The organism is Pseudomonas sp. SWRI18 (assembly GCF_014268345.1).
GTDB classification, from domain to species: domain Bacteria; phylum Pseudomonadota; class Gammaproteobacteria; order Pseudomonadales; family Pseudomonadaceae; genus Aquipseudomonas; species Aquipseudomonas cedrina.
Window position 1 is genome coordinate 357,425 of the sequence record NZ_JACCQQ010000002.1, and the last position, 22,053, is coordinate 379,477.

A 22,053-nucleotide genomic window follows, 5' to 3' on the forward strand; every position below is an offset into this window, starting at 1 on the left:
GCGAGCAAGCCCGCTCCCACAGGGGATCTCATTTCAAGGCTCTCTCTACGGCGTTTGTGAATACGGTTGGGGAGGCGAGCTGCATCTCGCGGGTCGCGACTTCCACCGCCACCTGCACGGTGCTGGCACGGGTCAACCGCTCGCCGCTGGCCACATCGGTAATCAGGTAATTGACCTTCAAGCGGTTCTCCCATTCCACCAGGCTGGCGCGTACGTTGATGGTCTGGCCAAACACCGCGCCACGCACATAGCGCAACTGCATGTCGATCACCGGCCAGGCATAGCCGGACTCGAGCATCGCTGTGTAGTTGTGGCCGATCTGGTCCAGCAGCGCGCAGCGCGCCACTTCCAGGTACTTCACGTAATGCCCGTGCCACACGACATTCATGGTGTCGACGTCAAAAAACGGCACGAGGATTTCAGTGTCGCAATGCAGCACGCCCTGGCTACGCATGCAGCCTCCAGTGTTGCTCGGCTATACGTTGCAGGCACAGGCGCAGTTCGCCCTCCAAGGCGCGGTCTTCGATGACCGGGGGGAAGTCTTTTGCGAGTGCTTCATGCATCGCCGCCAGCGCCGGCGGCAGTGGCCGCGCATCCTCGGCCTGGGCGCGCAGCCACACACCCTGGTTGGCGGCAAGCAAGGTCGCGGCGGCGACTTGCTCGGTCAGCTCCAGCACGCGGATCGCATCGCGGGCAGCAATGGTGCCCATGCTGACCTTGTCCTGGTTATGGCACTCGGTGGAGCGCGAGAACACGCTGGCCGGCATGGTGTTTTTCAGCGCTTCGGCGGTCCAGGCGCTGGTGCCGATCTGCACGGCCTTGAAGCCATGGTTGATCATCGCGCGGTCGGCCGGGGCACCGGACAGGTTGCTCGGCAGGCCGTGGTTGTAGCGCACGTCCACCAGCAGTGCGAGCTGGCGGTCGAGCAGGTCGGCGACGTTGGCAACCAGGGTCTTGAGGCTGTCCATGGCAAAGGCGATGTGCCCGCCGTAGAAGTGCCCGCCGTGGAGCACGCGCTCTTCTTCGGCGTCGATGATCGGGTTGTCATTGGCGCTGTTCAGCTCGATCTCGATGAAGGAACGCAGCCAGTTCAGGCTGTCGGCCAACACGCCGAGCACATGGGGGGCGCAACGCAGCGAGTAACGGTCCTGCAGGCGATGCAGCGGCGCGGTCGGCGCGTCGATCGCCAGGTCCTTGCGCAGCCACGCGGCGACTTGCATCTGCCCGGGGTGCGGCTTGGCGGCGAACAGGCGCTCGTCGAAATGTTCCGGGTTGCCTTGCAACGCCACCACGTTCATCGCGGTGATGCGCGTGGCCAGTTGCAGCAAGTAGTCGGCACGGGCGAAGGCCAGGCAGGCCAGGCCGGTCATCACGGCGGTGCCGTTCATCAGCGCCAGGGCTTCCTTGGGGCGCAGCACCAGCGGCTCCCAGCCCAGTTCACGATGTACATCGGCGGCTTGGCGGCGTTCGCCACGGAACATCACCTCGCGCTCGCCGGAGAGGGTCGCGGCTACGTAGGACAGCGGCGTCAAATCACCGCTGGCGCCCACCGAACCCTCTTCCGGGATCAGCGGCAACACGTCGTGTTCGAGGAACGCATGCAGGCGCTCGAGCAGTTCCACGCGCACCCCGGACACGCCGTGGCACAGCGACTGCAACCGCGCGGCCAGTACCGCCCGGGTGGCTTGGGCATCGAGCAACTTGCCCAGGCCGCACCCATGAAAGGTGTACAGATGACGCGGCAAGGCCTCGACGTGCTGCAACGGCACGGCGACCACGCAGGAGTCGCCGTAGCCGGTGGTCACGCCGTAGATCACGCCTTCCTTGTCCAGCAGCGAATCGAGGAACTGCGCGCCCTTGGCGATGCGCTGGCGATACGCGGCATCGCCCTGCAATTGGGGCGGCGCCTGACGGTTGGCCAAAGCCAGCACGTCTTCGATGCGCAATGCGCGTTCGCCAAAGGTTACCGGCTCAAGATGCGTGGTCATCGGTCTTCCAGAAAGGGTAAAAGTTGAACCATTGTTGGGGCGCTTCCAGGCAGAACTGGCCCAGGCGTGCGGCATAGCGCGCGGTCCACAGGGCAATGACCTGCTCGCGGGTGCTGCGTTTCCATTCGATCAACTCGGCGAAAGGCTCGATGCTCAGGCGATAGCGCCGCCCGTGCTTGAGGCACATCAGCAGGTTCACCGGGCATTTGAGCAGGCCGGCCAGCAGCCACGGCCCCTGGGGGAATGCGGCGTCGTGGCCGAGGAAGTCTACGCGCACCGTGCGCCCGCCGTGCAGCGGCACGCGGTCGCCGGCAATCGCCAGCCACTCACCGTCGTCCAGGCGCTGGCTGAGCTGCAGCATGGTGGCCGGGTCCAGTTCGCTGACCTGGATCAGGCGCAAGTGGGTTGCCCCGGCTTCGCCCAGCAGGCGGTTGAATTGTTCGGCGTGTTTGGTGTGCACCAGTACGTTCATGGTGACTTGCTCACCGATCTCGGCGAGGGCGCGGCACACTTCCAGGTTGCCCAAGTGCGCGCCCACCAGCATCTGCCCGCGGTCGCCACGCAGTTGCCCGCGCAATTGCGCCGGGTCGTTGATCTCGATCTGTTCCAGGCGCAGCTTGCCGTTCCACACGTCGAGCTTGTCGAGCAGCGAGTCGGCAAAGGCCATGAACTGACCGAAGACCTTCCAATGAGTGGGGCGCAACGCGTCACGCCCGCTCCAGTCGGCCAGGCGCTGTTGGTACTGCCAGGCGCTGCGGCGCGCGGTGCGGCCGAACAGGAAAAAGTACAACACGATGCCGTACAGCACCGGGCTCAGCACTCGGCGGCCGAGCACCTTGGCGGCGAACGCGGTGAATTTCATCAACCAGTAGCTGCCGCGTTCCTCGCGGTCGGCCCAGTGTTTGGTGCTGTCGCTCATGCCTGCCACCGTCGCCACAGAATCATCGGCGCACGCACCAGCATGCCGAAGAACAGACGGGTGTGCATCGCCGAGATGCGCACGTTGTCGTGGAACAGGCGAAAGTGCGACAGGCCGTCGGCGGGGTAGTGCACCTGAGTCGGCAGCCAGCGCATCGGCTGGTTGCGCCAGGCCAGGCGCACCAGGATATCGGAGTCAAAATCCATGCGCGTGCCGATGTAGGCCGAGTCCATCAGTGCCAGCACCGGTGCCAGCGGGTACACGCGAAAGCCGCACATCGAGTCGCGAATCTGCAGCGACAGGGTGTTGATCCACACCCACATATGGGTCAGGTAGCGCGCGTACAGGCGGCCTTTGGGCACGCTGTCGTCGTATTCGGGGTAGCCGCAGATCACCGCGTCGGGATGCCTGCGCGAGAGGTCGAGGAAAGTCTCGACTTCGCGCAGGTCGTGCTGGCCGTCGGCGTCCACTTGCAGGGTATGGGTGTAACCCAGGCGTGCGGCTTCGCGGAAACCGGCCATCACCGCGCCGCCTTTGCCCTGGTTGCTGGGCAGGGTCAGCAGGGTGACGTTGTCGAGCGTCGCCAGTTGCGCCAACACCGCTGCGCAAGCCGGGCTGCTGCCGTCGTCGACCAACAGGCAGGGCAGGCCGTTGTTCAACAGGCGGTGGACCACGGCGGGCACGGCGGCTTCGTGGTTGTAGACCGGGATCAGGGCGCAGGGGTTATGCATGGCGGCCCTCACTGACAGGACCAGCATATGTGCCGAGCGGGCCCGCTTGCCACAAAAGCTTATTCACTTGGCCTCTCCCAGCACTATCCGCCCGCTGGAACAGGCCGCGACCCCATTGCGATAGGCGAAATACAACTTGCTGCGTTCCGGGTCAAAGCGCAGGTGCAATTCGATGTGATCACCCGGGCGCACCAATTGCTGAAACTTGAGCACCTCCATGCCGGCAAACGTCGCCGGCAAATCGAGCAGTTGCTGGCCCAGGCTGAATGCCCATTCCACCTGCACCACCCCCGGCAGCACTGGCGTGACCGGGAAGTGCCCGCTGAAGTAGGCGAGGTCCGGCGGGACGCTCAGTTGCAAGGTCCATTCGCCGTCGGCTTCGACTTGTTCCAGTACGTCGGGCGTTTTCGGCCTGGAGGCCAGCAGCAGCGCCTCCACGTCGGCCTGAGGCAGCTTGCCTTGGCTGTTCAGCGGCAGTTGCCGCAGCAAACGCCAGCGCCGCGGCAGCGCCAGGGCTTCGCAATGTTGGCTCAAATGTTGGCGCAGTGTCTGGGTGAGTGCGCGCCGACCCTGATTGCGCAGGGCATGCAAGCCCTCGGCGCTCAGCACCACCAGGGCGCCGAGAGAGGCGCGGTTTTCCTGCACCACCCCCAGACGGGTTTCCGCGACCCATGAATGGGCCACCAGTGCCTGTTCCAGCATGGGCAGGGAGATGCGTTTTTCTTCCAGCTTGACGATTCGGTCCAGGCGGCCCAGCAGCTCGAAACGGCCATCGGCATGGATGCGCGCGGCGTCGGCGGTGTGTTCGATATGCCCGGCGGGCAGGTAGGGCGAAGCGATGCGCAGGGCGCCGTCGGCGTCCTGGCTCAGCTGCACATCGGCGAACGGCTGCCAGGGCTGCGCGCCTTGGCGCCAGGCGATGCCACCGGTTTCCGAGCTGCCGAGAATTTCGGTCGGCCATTGCTGCAAACGGTCGTACAGGCTGCCGGCGGCTTCCACGGGCAACGCGCCGCCGGACGAAAACACCCGCGATACCTGGCTCAGCGCGGGCCAGTCGAGGTTGTCGCCCATGCGCTTGAGCAGCGCCGGGCTGGCGACCCAGGCAAAGCGTGTGTGCTCGCGGCTGGCGCGCTGCAAATCCTCGGGGAAGGCCAGTTGCTTGCGCACAAACGTACGACCGGCGCACAGCGGCCATAGCACCCGGAACAGCAAGCCGTAGATATGCTGGGTGGCGACGCTGCCAATGATGCAGGCGTCTTTAAGGTCCGTGCCCCACAGCGTTTCCAGGGCTTGGACTTCGTTGGCCAGCTGGCGCAGGGTCTTGTCGATGCGCTTGGGTTCGCCACTGGAGCCGGAGGTGCACAGGCTCAGTTGGCAGGCATCCAGGTCCAGCACGGCAGCGCCCAACGGTGCTTGATACAGCGCGTCCAGGTCGACCGCTTCGGTCAGCCAGGCATCGACTACCGCGTCCCAGCGTTGGCGGGTCTGGGGTTGCAGGTCGGCGGGCAGCAGCACGCTGACCCCGGCGCGCCAGGCGGCCAGCAGGGCAATCGCCAGCAGGCCGGCGTCTTCCAGGTGCACGGCCAGGCGCCGAATACCCCGCGCCTGCAGCCCCGCCGCCAGGCTCAGGGCCTGCTCCCACAGCTGTGCGTGGCTCATTTGAGGTGCGGTGGTCACCCAACGCTGTTGCAGCGGCTCAAGCAGCAAGTGCTCAAGTTTCAACCCATTCATACGCGGCCTCGAACCCTTTGTCGTACCAGCCATTCCACGGCAAACAACAGCCCCATCAACCCGTAGGCGATCAGGCCGTTGTACAACGTCCACCAGCTCAGCGGCGCCCACAGGGTGAGGGCGGCCGCGAGCAGGCCATTACACAAAAAAAACACACTCCACACCACGGTCACCTGGCGGGTATACACCACGGCGTGGGGCGGCAACACCGGATCGGTCATGCGCGCCAGGCGCTCGACCATCGGCGGGCCGTACCTGAGGCTCAAGCCAAACAACGTCAACATGAATGCACTGACCAGGCTCGGGTACCAGCGCAGCAGGTGCGGGCTGTCGAACCAGGCCAGCGCCAGGCAGAACACGATCACCGCCGATGCCATCCAACGGCTGCCGGGGCGTCGTGCAGCGGTCAGCGCCCGCAACAGCCACAGGCTGCCCAACAGCAGGCCGAACTGCCACGGCGCAAAGTGCTCGGTGCCGAAATACACCGCAAAGGGGTACAACAGCCCCGCCAGCAACAGACCAAGGCCAATCAGCCGGCTCATGCGGCCGGTTGGACCAGACGGTACACCGCCTCAACCACGTCGTTCACGGTACGCACCGCCTTGAATTCTTCGGCGGCGATCTTCTTGCCGGTCTGGCGCTTGATATGGTCGATCAAGTCCACGGCGTCGATGCTGTCGATTTCCAGGTCCTGGTACAGGTTGGCGTCAAGGGTGACGCGTGCAGGCTCCAGTTCAAACAGTTCCACCAAGGCGTCGCGCAAGGTGTTGAAAATATCGTCACGAGTTTGCATGGTCCGGTCTCAAGCTGCCTGTCTGGCTGTGACGAACGCCGCAAGGCAGGCCACGTTGGTGAAGTGATTGCGGGTGTCCTTGGCGTCGGCATCGATTTTGATGCCGTACTTTTTCTGAATCGCCAGGCCCATTTCCAGGGCGTCTACCGAATCCAGGCCGAGGCCTTCGCCGAACAGGGTTTGCTCGCTGTCGATGTCGTCGACACTGATGTCTTCCAGGCCCAGGGCCTCGATGATCAGCATCTTTATGTCGTGCTCAAGGCGGTGTTGGTCGCTCATCTTCGGCGAGCTCCTTAATAAAATAGTCATGCAGGTAATCGTTGAGCTTGCGTGAGGCCTGGGGCGCGGGCCCCAGTGTTGCGAACGCCTGTGGTTCTATATCGGCACCTACGCGCAAACTGAAGTGAAAACGGCGTTTGGGGATGCGATACCAGGGTTCGGCCTTGGTCAAGGTGGTGGGGCTGACCTTGATCACCACGGGGGTGATGATTGTCGCACCCCGCAGCGCAATGGCGGCGCCACCGCGATGAAAGGCGGGTGTGGCGCCGGGCGTGGTGCGGGTGCCTTCGGGAAAGATGATCAGGGTCTGGCCCGCGCGCAGGGCGTCGGCGGCGGCGTCGAGCATGTCCGCGCTGCCGTCATTGCTGATGTAGCCGGCATCCCGTACCGGGCCGCGGGTGAACGGGTTTTGAAACAGGCTCTGCTTGACCACGCAGTTGGTTTGACGCATCAGGCCGATCAGGAACACCACGTCGATCAACGAGGGGTGGTTGGCGACAATCATCTGGCCGGGGCGGCCGAGGTTTTCGGCGCCTTCGACACTGTAGGTCAGCACGCCCGCGCGCTGCATCAGGCGGATAAAGAACCAGAACAGTTTACTGATGGTATGACGGGCGCGGCGCTGGTGTTTTTCGGCGCTGCCCGGCAGGCAACTGAGCAACGGAAATACCAGCAGGCGCAGGCACAGCCCGCCGACGCCGAACAGCGCGAAGCTGGCGGCGGTGGCGAACAGGCGCCAGTAATAGGCGTCCCGTGGTTTATCGGTCACGACTTGCGTTGCCAGTTCCATACGCGGTTCTTCCAGGCATGTTGGCAGGCGACCTGTTCGGTGAGCAGGGTGCGCAGCAGGTTCAGGGCGTGAGGCCACTGGGTTTGAGTGAGTTGGACCGCGCTGCCATTTAGTTCCAGTTGCCACTCGTCGCCAGGTGTGAGCAGCAGGCCGACGGCGTAGGGGAAGGGCACATCAACGATCCAGCTGGCATAGGCGTCGGGCGCCTGTTCTTCGGTGATCACCAGCAAGACCGCCGCAGCCCCTTCGTTGAGCAGCGCGGCGGCTTCGAGCATGCCGTGTTCCAGGCCATCGCCGGCGGCCGCCAGGGCGGTCATTTCGCTGGTTTCATTGCGCAGGATCGACCACAAGCCAATCACCGCGTTGTGCACCGACAGGCTGAACTGGGTTGGCGAAAGTGGCTGGTCGTTGGCCAGGTCGCTGAGGATATCGAGGGTGCGCGGGGTCTCGCCGTGCCGGGACACAAACACCAGGGGCAGGTCCTCAAGGCCTTCGGCCAACGGCCAGCCTACGCTGAACGCCATGCGCGCCAGGCGGCTCAGGCGGCGGCGCTGCATGGCCGGCAGGAACGACACGTCGGGGCATGCCTGGCTTACGGGCAGCAACACCGGGGCGTGGCACCAGGCATGCCAGTCGTCCACGCTATCGAGCCCTGGGGCCCAGGCGCGCCATTGCGCGATATTGAAAGTGATCACTGAGAAGGTATCCCGCCCCTGCGGGCTTCCATGTGCAGCCATTGGCCCCCGAGGCAGGGGCAGGGAACGATGGCCGAATGGCGCGCATTATCCCGGTGCCGTGGGGTTCTAGCAAACATTGGTAATGAATTGTGCACGGCCAATTACAAAATAGTCGGAAGAATTCACAGATTGTCCTTTACGTCGCGCTGGATGGGTTGTCGGACCGTTCTTTTTGCCTCGTCGGCTGCGTATGACACTCAGGTCGCCAATGGTTCCGTGATGCTGTAATGCATGGACGAACGAGGTAGCTAACAGTCGCTTTTGCCCTCTACACTCGGACATTCATTGATACACGGAGGTTTTTCCATGCGGCGTGTGGTGTTCAATCAGAAAGGCGGCGTCGGCAAGTCCAGCATCGCCTGCAACCTGGCAGCAGTCAGTGCCAGTGAAGGCTATCGAACCCTGTTGGTGGACCTCGATGCACAGGCCAACTCAACCCAGTACCTCACCGGGCTGACCGGCGACGATATCCCCATGGGGATCGCGGATTTTTTCAAGCAGACCCTGTCTTCCGGGCCGTTTTCGAAGAAGAACAAGGTGGATATCTACGAAACGCCGTTCGACAACCTGCATGTCATTACCGCAACCGCCGAACTGGCGGACCTGCAGCCCAAGCTGGAAGCCAAGCACAAGATCAACAAGCTGCGAAAACTGCTGGATGAGTTGAGCGAAGATTACGACCGGATCTACCTGGATACACCGCCGGCGCTGAATTTTTACGCGGTTTCGGCGTTGATCGCGGCTGATCGCGTGCTGATTCCGTTCGATTGCGACAGCTTCTCGCGCCAGGCACTGTATGGTTTGCTGGCTGAAATCGAAGAGCTGAAGGAAGACCACAACGAAGGCCTGGAAGTCGAAGGCATAGTGGTCAACCAGTTCCAGGCCCGGGCGAGTTTGCCGCAGCAAATGCTTGATGAGTTGATTGCCGAAGGCTTGCCGGTATTGCCGGTGTACCTGGCCAGTTCCGTGCGCATGCGCGAGTCGCACCAACAGAACAAACCGCTGATCCACCTCGATCCACGGCATAAGTTGACGCAACAGTTTGTGGAGTTGCATAACCTGCTGGAAAACGCGTGATCTGCCAGGCGCAACAGAACTCCATGTGGGAGCGGGCTTGCTCGCGAAAGCGGTGTATCAGTACCCAATGTGCTGAATGACACACCGCCTTCGCGAGCAAGCCCGCTCCCACATTTGGACTGCATTCATGCAAGGAAATAGTCGTATTGCGCAGTTGCCTACAGCTGCCTCGGAATCCGCTGGCTTGTGCGTTTGGATGGGCCTCTCTTAAGGTTCACGGGCCGCTGAATGTTCAGTGGTCGGGTTTAGTAGCCCGTGGTGAGACGTCCCCTACTCGGAGACGATCCATGCTTAACCTTTATACCGTTGCTCCCAACCTCCCCACCGAAACCCTTGTCCTCAACAGCTACGAAACCTTCTCTTCCGTGCGCACCTTGCTACTCAACCTGTCCAACGACCTCACCGGCGAGCACCGCGACGTGGCTTTGGCCATCCACCAATTGAGCGAACTCGGCGTACTGCTGGTCGGCCAGATGATGGACCGTGAAGCCCCGCTGACCTCAGGTTAAACGCGGTCAAAATGTGGGAGCGGGCTTGCTCGCGAAAGCGGTAGGACAGTGCCAGATGCGGTGACTGACACTCCGCCTTCGCGAGCAAGCCCGCTCCCACATTGTCCAGCATTGTTCAGGAGATTGGGCTACACACCCTGGCCCCGCAACCAACTCATCAATTGCGGCAGCGCAAACGCCCCGCTCTGGCGCGCCACTTCCCGGCCATTCTTGAACAGGATCAAACTGGGAATCGAGCGAATCCCCAACTGCGCCGACAACTGCTGGTTGGCCTCGCTGTCCAGCTTGGCCAGCCGGCACTTGCCCTCCAATTGCCCGGCCGCCTGCTCAAACACCGGCGCGAACGATTTGCACGGCCCGCACCAATCGGCCCACACATCCACCAGCAACGGCAGGTCGCCCTTGATCTGGCTGGCGTAGTCGCCCTGTTTCAATTCAAAGGGTTTGTTCAACAAAACCGGCTGCTTGCAACGCCCGCACTTGGGCGCGTCACCCAGGCGCTCAGCGGGGATCCGGTTGAGGCCGTTGCAATGCGGGCAGGGTATTACGAGAGGTTCGGACATCGGAGGCTCCTGGGGTGTTACCAATAGGCTCAATCTGGAGCCAGCAATGCGGTTTATCAAGCCGGATGAAAAGGACAACCCATGAACGACGACCTGAAACTCACTATTGAGCACGGGACGCTGAGCGCTTCGGCGTTTCAGTGGAAGCCCTCATTTAAAGGTTTCACGACGAACAACTAATCTCCAAATGCTTGCCCCAATCCGGCGGCCGCTGTGCGTACTGCTCCATTCCTACCTGTTCTTCAAACGGCTTGGAAAGCATCTCATGCAACCGCCGCACCTCGCTGTAATCCCCTGATTCAGCCGCAGTGATGGCGTTCTGCGCCAAGTAGTTGCGCAAGATATACAGCGGGTTCACCGCATGCATCCGCTCACGACGCTGCTCCTCGCTGTAGTCCCCGTCTCGTTCAACGCGCGCCTTGTACAGCTCGGCCCAGGCGTCAAACCCTGCCAGGTCGACAAAATCATCGCGCAGCTTCGCGACCGCCAGTGCCGCCGATTCATCCCCCAGGCGGCGGAAGAACAGCGTGTAATCCACGCCGCTGTTCTGCATCAGCTTCAGCAGCCGTTCCACCAGCTTCTGGTCGTCGTCCTCGGAGCTGGTCAACCCCAGTCGTCGGCGCATCAAATCCAGATAGTTCGCCTGATACAGTGGCAGGTACAGGCCCAGCGCTTCCGTCAGGGCCTCAACGCTGATAAACGGCGTCAGCGCCTGTGCCAGCGCGCTGAGGTTCCACTGCCCGATCGGCACTTGGTTGCTGAAGGAGTAACGCCCTTCATGATCCGAGTGGTTGCAGATGAAATGCGCGTCGAAGTCATCGAGGAACGCAAATGGCCCGAAGTCGAAGGTGATGCCCAGGATCGACATGTTGTCGGTATTCATCACGCCGTGGCAGAAGCCATAGGCCTGCCATTTGGCGATCAGTTCGGCGTTGCGCTCCACGATTGCGTGGAACATCGCCAGGTAGGGCTCGGGCTGTTCCTGGCATTCGGGGTAGTGCAGTGAAAGCACATGCTCGGCCAGCGCCTTCTGCTGCTCGGGTTTCTTGGTGTAGTAGAAATACTCGAAATGCCCGAAGCGAATATGGCTGCGGGCCATGCGCAACACCATTGCGCCGCGTTCCTGCTTTTCACGCCACACCGGGGTATCGGAGCCGATAACGCACAACGCGCGGCTGCTGGGGATGCCCAGCGCATGCAGTGCTTCGGAGGCCAGAAACTCGCGGATCGAAGAGCGCAACACCGCGCGGCCATCGCCCATGCGCGAATAAGGCGTTTGCCCGGCGCCCTTGAGGTGCAGGTCCCAGTGTTCGCCGGCCTGGTTATACACCTCGCCCAGTAACAACCCGCGGCCGTCGCCCAGTTGCGGGGTGTAGCCGCCGAATTGATGGCCGGAATAGACCATCGCCCGCGGTTCTGCCTCGGCCCACAGCTTGTGGCCACCGAAAATGTCGGCAAACAGCGGTGTTTCGGCCACCGCCGGGTCGAGGTCGAGCAACGCCATGGCGGCGTTGCTGGCGACCACCAGGCGCGGGTTGTCGAGGGGTTCTGGCAGTACGTGGGTTGAGAACGCGTCACCCAAACGGGCAAAGCGGTTGTCGAAAATCAGTTCGTCGAGGGCTTTCACCGGCTACCTCCAGCGGGATGCCCCCAGCAGTTTTGCTGGGGGTAAGTGCGTTAGTCGAGTTTGCTCGGCGGGGGTTCCGGCGCATCTTCGACTTTACCGGCAGGCGGCTCTGGCGCGTCCTGTTCGGGCGCGGGCGCGGCGACGATGGTCTTGCGCTCGTCTTCCACCGGCACCAGCTTGTACTCCTGGCCGTGCATGTTCTTGAGGTACACCTCCATCTGTCGGAACGAGATGTTGATGTGCTGCTTCTTGAACTCACGGTTGATGTAGCGGTTGACCTCGTCCAGCACCGGGTTACGGTCGCCCAGGTCGCGCACGTGCATGCGCAGCTCGTGGTCGAGGGTGCTTTCGCCGAAGTTGAGGAAGTAAACCAGAGGCTCCGGCTCCTTCAGGACCCGAGGGTTTTCCCTGGCGGCCTTGAGGAGCAATTCCTTCACCAAATCCAGATCGGAGCCGTAGTCCACGCCCAGTTTCAGGGTGACGCGGGTGACCGTGTCGGTCAGCGACCAGTTGATCAGTTGCCCGGTAATGAACGTCTTGTTCGGGACGATGATGTCCTTGCGATCAAAATCCGTGATCGTGGTGGCACGGATGCGGATCTTGCTCACCGTGCCCGACAGGTTGCCGATGGTGATGGTGTCGCCGATACGCACCGGGCGTTCGAACAGGATCATGATGCCGGAGATAAAGTTGGCGAAGATCTCCTGCATGCCGAAGCCCAGGCCCACCGACAGCGCCGCCACCAGCCATTGCAACTTGTCCCAGCTCACGCCGAGGGTGGACAGGGTCGAGACAAAGCCGACGCCGGCGATCACATACGACAGCAACGTGGTGGTCGCATAGGCGCTGCCCTGGGCCAGCTCCAGCTTGGACAACACCAGCACTTCGAGCAGGCCCGGCAGGTTGCGCGCCAGCGCGAAGGTGATGCCGACGATGATCAGCGCACCGAGGAAATCGCCGATGCTGATCGGCACCATGCTCACGTTCGCACCGGTACCGCTGGTGTATTCGTACAGGGTGACGTTATCCAGGTAGGAAAATACCGAGATCAGGTCGGACCACACCCAGTACAGCGCCGCAATGAAGCCGCCGAGCAAGGCCAGGCGGATCAGGCGCAAGGATTGCTCGTTGACCTTTTCGATGTCCAGGGTCGGCTCTTCGACCACCGCTTCGCCTTCGCCCGCTTCCTTGGCGGCCTGGCGCTTGGCCAATGCGCGGGCATAGGCCAGGCGCCGCGCGGCGACGCTCAGCCAGCGCACGAAGGTGGCTTCGATCACCAGCCAGAACATCAGCAGGTACAGGGTGTTGATCAGCCGGTCGCTGAGCTTGAGCGCGGTGTAGTAATAACCAAACAGCACCGCGATAAACAAGGCGACCGGCAGCGCGGTAAACAGCAGGCCTATGGCCTTGCGAAACAGCGAGGCTTTTTCGTGGGTCGGGCTGTTGAGCAGCAGGCGACCCAGCAGCCAGGCCATCAGTGCATAGCACGTGAGCACAACGCCGATGCCCAGCACATCGTCGGCCAGTGCCGCCGGCTGATGCTCGGCGATCGCCACCACCGCCACCAGGGCCAGCACCACCAACCCCAGCTTGCGCACCCAGCCTTGCAGGAATTCGACCTGGGGTTTTTCCCAGCGGAAATGCAACTCCGCCACGCCGCCCGGCGCCAGGATGCGGTAAGCGGTGTAGAACACGAGCCAGGCCTGGGCGATCTGCAACAGCGCGGCGCCCAGGTTGGCGTTCTGCCCGCGGGCGTCGATCTGCAGCGCATAGCCGCACAGCGCCAAGGCCAGGGACACCGGCATCGCCAGCAGGATATTGATCAGGATGGCCTGCGGCGTATGCCATTGGCTGTCGCGCTTGAAGTGGCCGATGTCCAGGTGAACCTTGTTCAGGCGCTGGTACAGGGCCTTGCGCCGCCACAGCAGCGCGCCGATCAACAGCAACAGCGGCAGGAACAGCAGCGGGCGCTGGGTCAGGCCGTCATACAGTTCGCTGACGCTGGAGGCCCAGGGCAGGGTGGCGATCTGCTTGCTCAGGTGCGCCGGGACCGTTTCCAGCCACTCGGTGTCCAGCGGCTTGTTGCTGGGGATCCAGAACATCTGCTCGTCCAGCGTCGCGCGCAGGGTTGTGGCGGTGCTGAGCAGTTGTTTCTGGTTCAGTTGCAGGGTGATGGATTCGTTAAGCAGCGCACTCAGCTCACGGCTCAGGCGCTCCAGCAAGTCGCTGCGGGTGATCGCAAGTTCCAGCAAGGTGCGGCGCAGTTGCGGGGTCACGTCTTCCGGCGCCTGGTTTGCCAGCAGGTTATCCACATACGCGCTGGGGGAGCTGATCAGCTCGCGCTGCTGGTTGACCTCGAACTGGTACAGGCGAATGTTGGCGATGTCGTCCGCCAGGTCGCGGTCCACCGTCAGGCGCGGCAAGGCCTGCTTCTGCTTGTAGAGGATCTTGGACAGCAACAGGCTGCCCTTGAGCACGTTGATTTGCTCGTCCAGGGCCGAATCGCTCTGGGTCACGGTGTCCAGTTGCTGCTTGGTCTGCAGGTTTTTCTGGGTCAGGTCATTGAGGCGGTCGGTGCTTTTGAGCAGGTAGTCGGACAGCTTCAGGTTGGCCGCGCTTTCCGTGGCCAGCAGGCTGCTGCCGCCGGCTTTCTGCGCTTCGATGGACTGCTGGGTCACGGTCTGCTGGGACTGGGCCAGGCGCTTCTGGTTGATCAAAGTTTGCAGGTCTTGGATCTCTTGCTCCAGGCGCGCGGTTTTTTCCTGGATCAGGTCGTGCTGGCTATTGCCAAGGTCTTGCAGTTGGCTGTTGCCGGCCAGTTCCTGGCGGCGTAGCGGTATCAGCGCGTTCAGGGCCGCGAGTTCGGCGTTCAGTTGGTTGCGCTGGTCAACGCTGAGGGCTTTGCCGTTGTCTTTGCCTGCCTTGAGCGTCGAGTTGATTTGCAGGATACGCGTCTGGCTGCTGCTGATTTCAGTCTGGGCGCGCTCGGGGCGAGTCTGCGCGGCGATGGTCAGGCTGTTGGCTTCGGACAGTGCCTTTTGCAGGTCGCCTTGCTGGGTGGAGCGCTGCACCAGCAGTTGCTCGAGTTGCGGCACTGGCAGGGTGGCGTAGCGTTGGGCGACCGGAATGACTTTGGTTGCCTTGAGCCGGACCAACTCGCGCTGGTTCTCGGTGGTCTGGCGCGGGGCGTCTTCCAGTTGGCGCTTGAGGTCGATCAGGCGCTGTTCGTAGTCCTGCTTGTTGGCCAGGTAGGTCAAGGTTTGTTGCAGAATGGCCTGCAACGCCTTCATGTCGGCGTCGGGCAGCTTGCGGTCGGGCAGCTTGTCCAGGGTTTGCTGGACAGCATCGGCGCTGGGCGGGTCGGCGGCGTGAACGGTGCCGACGCAAAGGGTCAGGCCCAGCAGGGCAGTGGCGAGAAAAGTGCGCAGGGTTGGCATAGAGACCGGTCTTGCAAGGTGAAGAATCGGGGCATCGTTGCCCCGCAGTTTAGAGGAAGAGCCCGGGGCCCGGGCGACTTCCTTCGGGGAATCTGACGCCGACTTTGCCGATCTTGTTCCCGTCCATGACCGCGACGGTCCAGATGGTGTTGTTCCATTCCACCTGGTCGCCGACGATAGGGGCGCCGCCGACTTTTTGGGTAATGAAACTGCTCAGCGGCATGTCCGGGTCGATGCCATCGAGCTTCAGGCCGTACAGGGCGGAAACCGCGCCCAGCTGGGCGTCGCCTTCCAGCACGAAGTCGCCGAAGAAGCGCAGGTCCAGGCCGCGTTGCGGCGCCTGGCTGAACAGTTTGCCCAGGGCCGGCAGGTTATGTTCGTGACCAATCACGCAGAGCAGATCGCCGACTTCCAGCACCGTGCTACCCGACGGGTGGAGCAGTTGCTGGCCACGGAACAGGGCGGCGATCCGCGTGCCCTCAGGCATTTTCAACTCGCGCAGCGCGGCGCCGATGCACCATTTTTCGGCGCCCAGGCGGTAGACAAACAGCTCCCACTCGCTGGTGACGTGTACTTCCAGAGCGGCGCGGGAGATGGGCGCCGGGTCCGGCGGTACGGTGACTTTGAGCAGCTTGGCCACCCACGGCAGGCTCGTGCCTTGCACCAGCAGCGAGACCAGCACGATAAAGAACGCCAGGTTGAAGTACAGCTGCGCATGGGGCAGGCCGGCCATCAGCGGGAACACCGCGAGGATGATCGGGACCGCGCCGCGCAGGCCGACCCAGGCGATAAAGGCCTTTTCGCGGTCATGGAACGCCTTGAACGGCAGCAGGCCGACCATCACCGACAGCGGCCGCGCGAACAGGATCATCCACAGCGCCAGGCCCAGGGCCGGCAGCGCGATCGGCAGCAAATCATGAGGCGTAACCAGCAGACCCAGCACCAGGAACATGCCGATTTGCGCCAGCCAGGCCATGCCGTCGAGCATGTGCAAAATGCCGTGACGGCTGCGCACCGGGCGGTTGCCGATCACCAGGCCGCACAGGTACACAGCGAGGAAGCCGCTGCCGTGCAGGGCGTTGGTCAGGGCGAAGACGAACAGGCCGCCGGCGATCACCAGGATCGGGTACAGGCCGTTGGCCAGGTTGATGCGGTTGACCATCTGCAGCATCAGCCAGCCGCCGCCGAGGCCGACGATACCGCCGATGCCGAATTCGCGGATCAGATGGGTCAACAGGCTCCAGTGCAGGCCGGTCTGGCCGCTGGCGAGCATGTCGATCAGGGTGACCGTGAGAAACACCGCCATCGGGTCGTTGCTGCCGGATTCGATTTCCAGGCTGGCGGAGACCCGTTCGTTCAGGCCCTTGCCGCCGAGCAGCGAAAATACCGCCGCCGCGTCCGTCGAGCCGACAATCGCGCCGATCAATAAGCCCTGGATGATATTGAGGTCAAACAGCCAGGCCGCGGCCATGCCGGTGAGGCCGGTGGTGATCAACACCCCGACCGTGGCCAGCGACAACGCCGGCCACAGCGCCACGCGGAAACTGGCCACCCGGGTGCGCAAACCGCCGTCGAGCAGGATCACCGCCAGGGCGAGGTTGCCCACCAGGTAGGCGGTCGGGTAGTTGTCGAAGATGATGCCGCCGCCATCGACGCCGGCGATCATGCCCACGGCCAGGATGATCACCAGGATCGGAATTCCTAAGCGGGACGAAAGAGAACTCACCAGAATGCTCGCACTCACCAGCAACGCGCCGATCAAGAACAGGCTGTTGATGGTCGTCGCATTCAAAGGCAGTACTCCATGGCAAACAAGACGGGGCGCAAACTGACCATGCAGTCTGCGTGCCAGCGATTCTAACCTGTTGAATTGCTGCGCTGTCAAAAAGCTTTTTCTGATTCGCGCATAACTAAATGTGGGAGCGGCGTCGGTTTGGCAGGCTTTATTTCAAAGGCGGAAGCGGCCGACCATCCCGTTCAAATCCACCGCCAGGCGCGACAGTTCACTGCTCGCCGCGCTGGTCTGGCTGGCGCCGGTCGCCGATTGCACCGACAGGTCGCGGATATTCACCAGGTTGCGGTCCACTTCCCGTGCGACCTGGGCCTGCTCTTCCGCCGCGCTGGCGATCACCAGGTTGCGTTCGTTGATCTCGACAATCGCCGTGTTGATGGTATCCAGCGACATCCCCGCGCCTTTGGCGATGTTCAACGTCGATTCCGCACGTTCAGTGCTGTTGCGCATTGAATCCACCGCATGTTCGGTCCCGGCCTGAATGCTGCCGATCATCCGCTCGATTTCGCTGGTCGACTGCTGGGTGCGGTGGGCCAGGGCACGCACTTCGTCGGCGACCACGGCAAAGCCGCGGCCGGCTTCACCGGCGCGTGCCGCTTCGATCGCGGCGTTCAGCGCCAGCAGGTTGGTCTGGTCGGCCAGGCCGCGAATCACGTCCAGCACCTTGCCGATATCGCGCGACTCATTGGCCAGGTCGCCAATCAACGTGGCCGTGGCCTGCACGTCGCCGCTCATGCGCTCGATGGCGCTGACGGTTTCCTGCACCAGGTCGCGGCCATCACCGGCGGACAGGGTGGCGTTGCGCGAAGCTTCGGAGGTGCTCACCGCATTGCGTGCAACTTCTTCGACGGCACTGGTCATCTCGTTGACGGCCGTGGCGGCTTGTTCGATTTCGTTGTTTTGCTGGGTCAGGCCACGCGCGCTTTCGTCAGTCACGGCGTTGAGCTCTTCAGCCGCCGACGCCAACTGGGTGGCTGAGCCGGCGATGCGCTGCAAGGTGTCGCGTAACTTGTCCTGCATCTTGGCCATGGCGGCCAGCAGGCGCCCGGCTTCGTCGTTGCCGTCGACCTTGATCGGCCGCGTCAGGTTGCCTTCGGCCACTTCTTCGGCAGCTTCCAGTGCCTGGGAAATCGGCAAGGTGATGCTGCGGGTCAACAGCCAGGCGAACAACAGGGTCAGCAGCGTGGCGATCACCAGCAGGCTCACCACCATATTGAAGGCCATGCTGTATTGGTCCTCGGCCTCCTTGTTGGTGGCCAGGGCCATCTCGTTATTGATGTCCAGCAGGCGCGTGAGCACGGCGTTGACCTGTTCGGAGTTGCTGAGCAAATCGGTGTTAAGCAGGCGGCGCAGCTCTTCCACCTGATTAGCCCGTGACAGGCTCTTCATGCGCTCTTCGATCTGGTGGTACTGGCCGAGCAGGCGCACGTATTCGTCGTAGGCCGCGCGCTCTTCGCGGCCCTCGATCAGTTTTTCGTAGATGTCCTGCGCCTTGCGAATCTGTTGGTTGCGCAGTTCAAAGGCTTCCAGGGTTTTTTGCTGGACTTCCGGCTCACGGTTGGTCAGCAGGCGGTACGACAGCACCCGCAGGCGCAGCGTCAGTTGGGTGAATTCATCGAGGGCGCGGATGCTCGGCACGCTGGACAAGGTAATGTCTTCGGTGGCGCTACGGATTTTGCTCATCTGGTTCAGGGCGAACACGCCGAGAAACAACATCAACGCGCCGATAAACGCGAAGCCGAGGAAGGCCCTCGGAGCGATATTCATATTACGAAGCGACATGCGGGAAATCCTGAGGGGAAGCGCGATCCGTGCGGCCATGAAACAGGGTGTGCTTCTCTATCGGACCTGCGACTAAAGTCTAAAGGGAGGTGTGCGTTTTTGTCGCATCTGACGAGGGGTTTGGCCGATTCAGGAACCAGATCGGGTAAATGCAGTCACTAAGGCTCGAAAGTGCGGCCCGGCCCTTAAAAATCGGGCTGCGCGCCGGGGATAACCCTGGCATCCGAGGTGAATTTTCTTTATCGTCACCGCCCTTTGAAAAAGCCCGAGAAATCAAAATGTTAGAAGCATCCCTCAGCCAACTGGAACAACTGGTCAGCGACCTGGTACAGCAAAACCAGGCTCTACTGGGCACCAACGAATCCCTCAAGGCAGAACTGGCCCGCGTCAAGGATGAGAACGACAGCCTGCAACTGAACCTGATGGAACAGGAAGAAAAGCACGGCGCCACCGCCGCCCGTATCCAGGCGCTGGTTGAGCGCGTGAGTGCAGGTCCTGTCAGCGCATGAGCGAAGGGATAAAGGTCGTTTCGATTCTCGGAGAGGATTACTCGATCAAGGCACCGGCCGGGGAAGACAAGACCCTGATGCATGCCGTGACAATGCTCAAGGCGTCCCTTGCCACCACCAAGAAAAAGTACCCGACCCTGATCGGTGACAAATTACTGGTGCTGGCGGCGCTGAACCTGTGCGCCGAGCAGATCGAAATGCAGCAGGCTCACCAGCAGGAACTCGACCGTTACCAAGAGCAAGTCAGCGCCACGGTCGATGTCATCTCCAAGGCGATTGGCCAGCCCTGAGGGCTTAGAACCACTCGTCCTGCATACCGAGGCACGTATCATCGCGTGCCTCGAGAATGGCCAGTTCATGATGGCAGCTCGGTACTTCCCAGGTCAGGAAGTACCGGGCAGCCTGGAGCTTGCCTTTATAGAAGGCCACATCCGCCGCGTTGCCCCGGGCCAGCCCTTCTTCGGCGCGAATCGCCTGTTCCAGCCAGCGCCAGCCAATCACCGTATGCCCGAACACCTTCAGGTACAGCGCCGAATTCGCCAGGCTGCTGTTGACCCTGCCTTGGGCGAGGTCCGTCAGCAGGCCGATAGTCACGCTTTGCAAGCGGTTGACCAACTGTTCCAGCGGCTCCCTTAGCAGGGTGAGGCCTGGGTATGCCTGCGCACGGGCACCGGTTTCGGCCATCAGTCTTATTAATTGCTTCAAGCCCGCACCACCGTTCTGCCCCAGTTTGCGCCCCAGCAAGTCCAGGGACTGGATGCCGTGGGTGCCTTCATGGATCGGGTTCAGGCGGTTATCGCGGTAATACTGCTCTACCGGGTATTCGCGGGTGTAGCCGTGACCGCCGAGAATCTGGATCGCCAATTCGTTGGCCTTGAGGCAGAACTCCGACGGCCAGGATTTGACGATGGGCGTCAGCAGGTCCAGCAGTTCGTGGGCGTGCTTGCGTTCGTCTTCGGTGGGCAGCGTGGTGGTGTCGTCGAACAGCCGGGCGGCGTAGAGGCCGAGGTCGAAGGCGCCTTCGACGTAGGCTTTTTGCGTCAGCAGCATGCGCTTGATGTCAGCGTGCTGGATGATCGCGACCGGCGCCGTTGCGGGGTCTTTGCTGTCAGGCAAGCGGCCCTGCGGGCGTTCGCGCGCATATTCCAGCGAGTAGAGGTAGCCCGCGTAACCGAGCATCACCGCGCCCATGCCCACGCCGATGCGCGCCTCGTTCATCATCTGGAACATGCAGCTCAACCCCTGGTGCGGCTTGCCCACCAGATAGCCGACGCAGTGGCCGTTATCGCCAAAATTGAGCGCGGTGGACGTGGTGCCGCGCCAGCCCATCTTGTGGAACAGCCCTGCCAGCAGCACGTCGTTGCGCTCGCCCAGACTGCCATCGTCGTTGACCAGGAACTTGGGCACGATAAACAGCGAAATGCCCTTCACCCCAGCCGGCGCATCCGGCAGCTTGGCCAGCACCATGTGCACGATGTTTTCCGACAGCGGGTGGTCGCCGCCGGAAATGAAGATTTTATTGCCCTTGAGTCGATAGCTGCCGTCGGTCGCTGGCTCTGCGCGGGTACGAATATCCGACAGGGAGGAGCCGGCATGGGGTTCGGTCAGGGCCATGGTGCCGAAGAAACGGCCGTCGATCATCGGCTGCAGGAAGCGTTGTTTCTGCTCCTGCGTGCCGAAGCTTTCGATGAGGTTGGCGGCGCCCATGGTCAGGAACGGGTAGGACGTGGAGGCGGCGTTGGCGGATTGGAAGTGGGCGAAGCAGGCCTGGGACAATAACGTCGGGAGCTGCATGCCGCCGGCTTCAAAACTGCGGGCCGCGTTGAGGAACCCGGCCTCGAGGAAGGCATCTACGGCCGGTTTCACTTCCGGAATCAGGATGGCCTGGCCGTCTTCGTAGCGCGGTTCGTTTTCGTCGCTTTTGCGGTTATGCGGCGCGAAGTACTTTTCGGCGATGCTGCGTGCGGTGCTGATCGCGGCATCGAAGGTCTCGCGGTTGTGTTCGGCAAACCGCTCGCGCTGGGTCAGGCCCTCGGCATCGAGGACTTCGTACAGCTCGAAAGCCAGATTGCGGGAACTGAGCAGCGTCTCGGACATGGCGGCTTACCTATGTGGGAATAGGGACCGAGTCTAAGTGCGCAAATGGAGGGTGGATAGCAAGATTGATCTGGGTGATGGAGAGGCAGAACGAACACGGTCCATGTGGGAGCTGGCTTGCCTGCGATAGCCATGGGTATCTACACAACTTTCAACGGTGTGCGGCGAGGAGCTTGCTTGGCGGCCTTCGGGCCGACCGTTTTTTTGGGTTTGACCGAGTACATATCCGTTGCTGCGGTAACGGCGGCTTAGGGTTCCGCCCTTACGGCGGGTCACTTTTTGAAGAGCGCAAAAAGTAACCCAAAACGCTTCGCCCCACCACTCGGTGCCTCGCCTAGGCTCGGCATGCCCGTAATCCGACATTGATTTGGGGGGCCGCCGCCACGCGCCATCCATGGCGCGGGGCGGCTAAACCGGCGTCCTGCCGGTTTACCCCCCAAATCAATATCGAATTACGGCCAGCGTGGTTGACGGGGCGCCTCAGATCAAGATCAAAAACAAAGCGCGGCGGCCTTAGAGCCGACCGGTATTGATGTCGAACTCGGTTCAAAATGTGGGAGCTGTCGAGCCCCAGCGAGGCTGCGAAGGCGGCGGCACTGCTGGCATTTTTTTCGCCTGACCCACCGCTTTCGCAGCCTCGCTAAAGCACGACAGCTCCCACAGGGAGATTGGTCAACTGAAAGTTGGGTAGA

The 22,053-nt window shown here is 62.3% G+C and carries 20 protein-coding genes; 4 read left to right on the forward strand and 16 right to left on the reverse strand.

The annotated features are described in order from the left end of the window. Positions 1-28 precede the first annotated feature (28 nt). From H0Z09_RS04280 to H0Z09_RS04325, 10 genes are all read right to left on the reverse strand, one after another. Positions 29-454, reverse strand: coding sequence for an acyl-CoA thioesterase (locus H0Z09_RS04280; RefSeq protein ID WP_186687700.1), 426 nt, complete (start codon positions 452-454; stop codon positions 29-31). Continuing rightward, positions 447-1,988 (reverse strand): aromatic amino acid ammonia-lyase, encoded by a 1,542-nt coding sequence (locus H0Z09_RS04285; protein WP_186687703.1) that lies wholly within the window; start codon positions 1,986-1,988, stop codon positions 447-449. The genes H0Z09_RS04280 and H0Z09_RS04285 overlap by 8 nt, the downstream gene beginning before the upstream one ends. Continuing rightward, on the reverse strand, positions 1,972-2,907 hold the full coding sequence (locus tag H0Z09_RS04290; protein ID WP_186687706.1) for a glycosyl transferase: 936 nt from the start codon (positions 2,905-2,907) through the stop codon (positions 1,972-1,974). The genes H0Z09_RS04285 and H0Z09_RS04290 overlap by 17 nt, the downstream gene beginning before the upstream one ends. Further along, positions 2,904-3,638 carry a glycosyltransferase family 2 protein gene (locus H0Z09_RS04295; RefSeq protein WP_186687709.1) on the reverse strand — a complete coding sequence of 245 codons (735 nt, stop codon included), beginning with the start codon at positions 3,636-3,638 and terminating at the stop codon, positions 2,904-2,906. Before H0Z09_RS04295 ends, H0Z09_RS04290 begins: the two co-directional genes overlap by 4 nt. 63 nt (positions 3,639-3,701) lie before the next feature. Then, positions 3,702-5,369 carry an acyl-CoA synthetase family protein gene (locus H0Z09_RS04300; RefSeq protein WP_186687712.1) on the reverse strand — a complete coding sequence of 556 codons (1,668 nt, stop codon included), beginning with the start codon at positions 5,367-5,369 and terminating at the stop codon, positions 3,702-3,704. Next, complete coding sequence (locus H0Z09_RS04305; protein ID WP_186687715.1) at positions 5,366-5,911, reverse strand: hypothetical protein; 546 nt, start codon at positions 5,909-5,911, stop codon at positions 5,366-5,368. Before H0Z09_RS04305 ends, H0Z09_RS04300 begins: the two co-directional genes overlap by 4 nt. Further along, a complete protein-coding gene (locus H0Z09_RS04310) occupies positions 5,908-6,162 on the reverse strand; it encodes an acyl carrier protein (protein ID WP_005784088.1) in 255 nt (84 codons plus the stop codon). The genes H0Z09_RS04305 and H0Z09_RS04310 overlap by 4 nt, the downstream gene beginning before the upstream one ends. Positions 6,163-6,171: 9 nt before the next feature. After that, a complete protein-coding gene (locus H0Z09_RS04315; RefSeq protein ID WP_186687719.1) occupies positions 6,172-6,441 on the reverse strand; it encodes a phosphopantetheine-binding protein in 270 nt (89 codons plus the stop codon). Next, positions 6,419-7,231, reverse strand: coding sequence for a lysophospholipid acyltransferase family protein (locus tag H0Z09_RS04320; RefSeq protein ID WP_186687721.1), 813 nt, complete (start codon positions 7,229-7,231; stop codon positions 6,419-6,421). Before H0Z09_RS04320 ends, H0Z09_RS04315 begins: the two co-directional genes overlap by 23 nt. Further along, a complete protein-coding gene (locus tag H0Z09_RS04325) occupies positions 7,207-7,926 on the reverse strand; it encodes a beta-ketoacyl synthase chain length factor (RefSeq protein ID WP_186687724.1) in 720 nt (239 codons plus the stop codon). Before H0Z09_RS04325 ends, H0Z09_RS04320 begins: the two co-directional genes overlap by 25 nt. Positions 7,927-8,274: 348 nt before the next feature. On the opposite strand from H0Z09_RS04325, the gene H0Z09_RS04330 reads away from it, so the two are divergent. Then, positions 8,275-9,045, forward strand: a complete 771-nt coding sequence (locus H0Z09_RS04330) for a ParA family protein (protein ID WP_076951778.1) — start codon at positions 8,275-8,277, stop codon at positions 9,043-9,045. 287 nt (positions 9,046-9,332) lie between these two features. Beyond that, a complete protein-coding gene (locus H0Z09_RS04335; RefSeq protein WP_186687728.1) occupies positions 9,333-9,554 on the forward strand; it encodes a DUF6124 family protein in 222 nt (73 codons plus the stop codon). A gap of 128 nt (positions 9,555-9,682) precedes the next feature. Here H0Z09_RS04335 and trxC read toward each other — a convergent pair whose 3' ends face one another. From trxC to H0Z09_RS04360, 5 genes are all read right to left on the reverse strand, one after another. Then, positions 9,683-10,117 (reverse strand): thioredoxin TrxC, encoded by a 435-nt coding sequence (trxC, locus tag H0Z09_RS04340; RefSeq protein WP_186687731.1) that lies wholly within the window; start codon positions 10,115-10,117, stop codon positions 9,683-9,685. A 163-nt stretch (positions 10,118-10,280) separates the two neighbouring features. After that, positions 10,281-11,744 (reverse strand): protein adenylyltransferase SelO, encoded by a 1,464-nt coding sequence (locus tag H0Z09_RS04345; protein ID WP_186687734.1) that lies wholly within the window; start codon positions 11,742-11,744, stop codon positions 10,281-10,283. Between the two features lie 50 nt (positions 11,745-11,794). Continuing rightward, positions 11,795-15,181, reverse strand: coding sequence for a mechanosensitive channel MscK (gene mscK / locus H0Z09_RS04350; protein WP_186687745.1), 3,387 nt, complete (start codon positions 15,179-15,181; stop codon positions 11,795-11,797). 49 nt (positions 15,182-15,230) lie between these two features. Then, positions 15,231-16,973, reverse strand: a complete 1,743-nt coding sequence (locus tag H0Z09_RS04355) for a potassium/proton antiporter (protein WP_076951784.1) — start codon at positions 16,971-16,973, stop codon at positions 15,231-15,233. 156 nt (positions 16,974-17,129) lie between these two features. Further along, positions 17,130-18,755: a methyl-accepting chemotaxis protein gene (locus H0Z09_RS04360; RefSeq protein WP_186687746.1), complete on the reverse strand. Its 1,626-nt coding sequence runs from the start codon at positions 18,753-18,755 to the stop codon at positions 17,130-17,132. A gap of 278 nt (positions 18,756-19,033) precedes the next feature. On the opposite strand from H0Z09_RS04360, the gene H0Z09_RS04365 reads away from it, so the two are divergent. Both H0Z09_RS04365 and H0Z09_RS04370 read left to right on the forward strand, forming a co-directional pair. Continuing rightward, positions 19,034-19,264: a hypothetical protein gene (locus H0Z09_RS04365; RefSeq protein WP_076951786.1), complete on the forward strand. Its 231-nt coding sequence runs from the start codon at positions 19,034-19,036 to the stop codon at positions 19,262-19,264. Then, on the forward strand, positions 19,261-19,554 hold the full coding sequence (locus H0Z09_RS04370) for a cell division protein ZapA (protein WP_076951787.1): 294 nt from the start codon (positions 19,261-19,263) through the stop codon (positions 19,552-19,554). The genes H0Z09_RS04365 and H0Z09_RS04370 overlap by 4 nt, the downstream gene beginning before the upstream one ends. 4 nt (positions 19,555-19,558) lie before the next feature. Here the strand turns inward: H0Z09_RS04370 and H0Z09_RS04375 are convergent, their stop codons facing one another. Then, positions 19,559-21,361, reverse strand: coding sequence for an acyl-CoA dehydrogenase (locus H0Z09_RS04375; protein ID WP_186687748.1), 1,803 nt, complete (start codon positions 21,359-21,361; stop codon positions 19,559-19,561). Positions 21,362-22,053 lie beyond the last annotated feature (692 nt).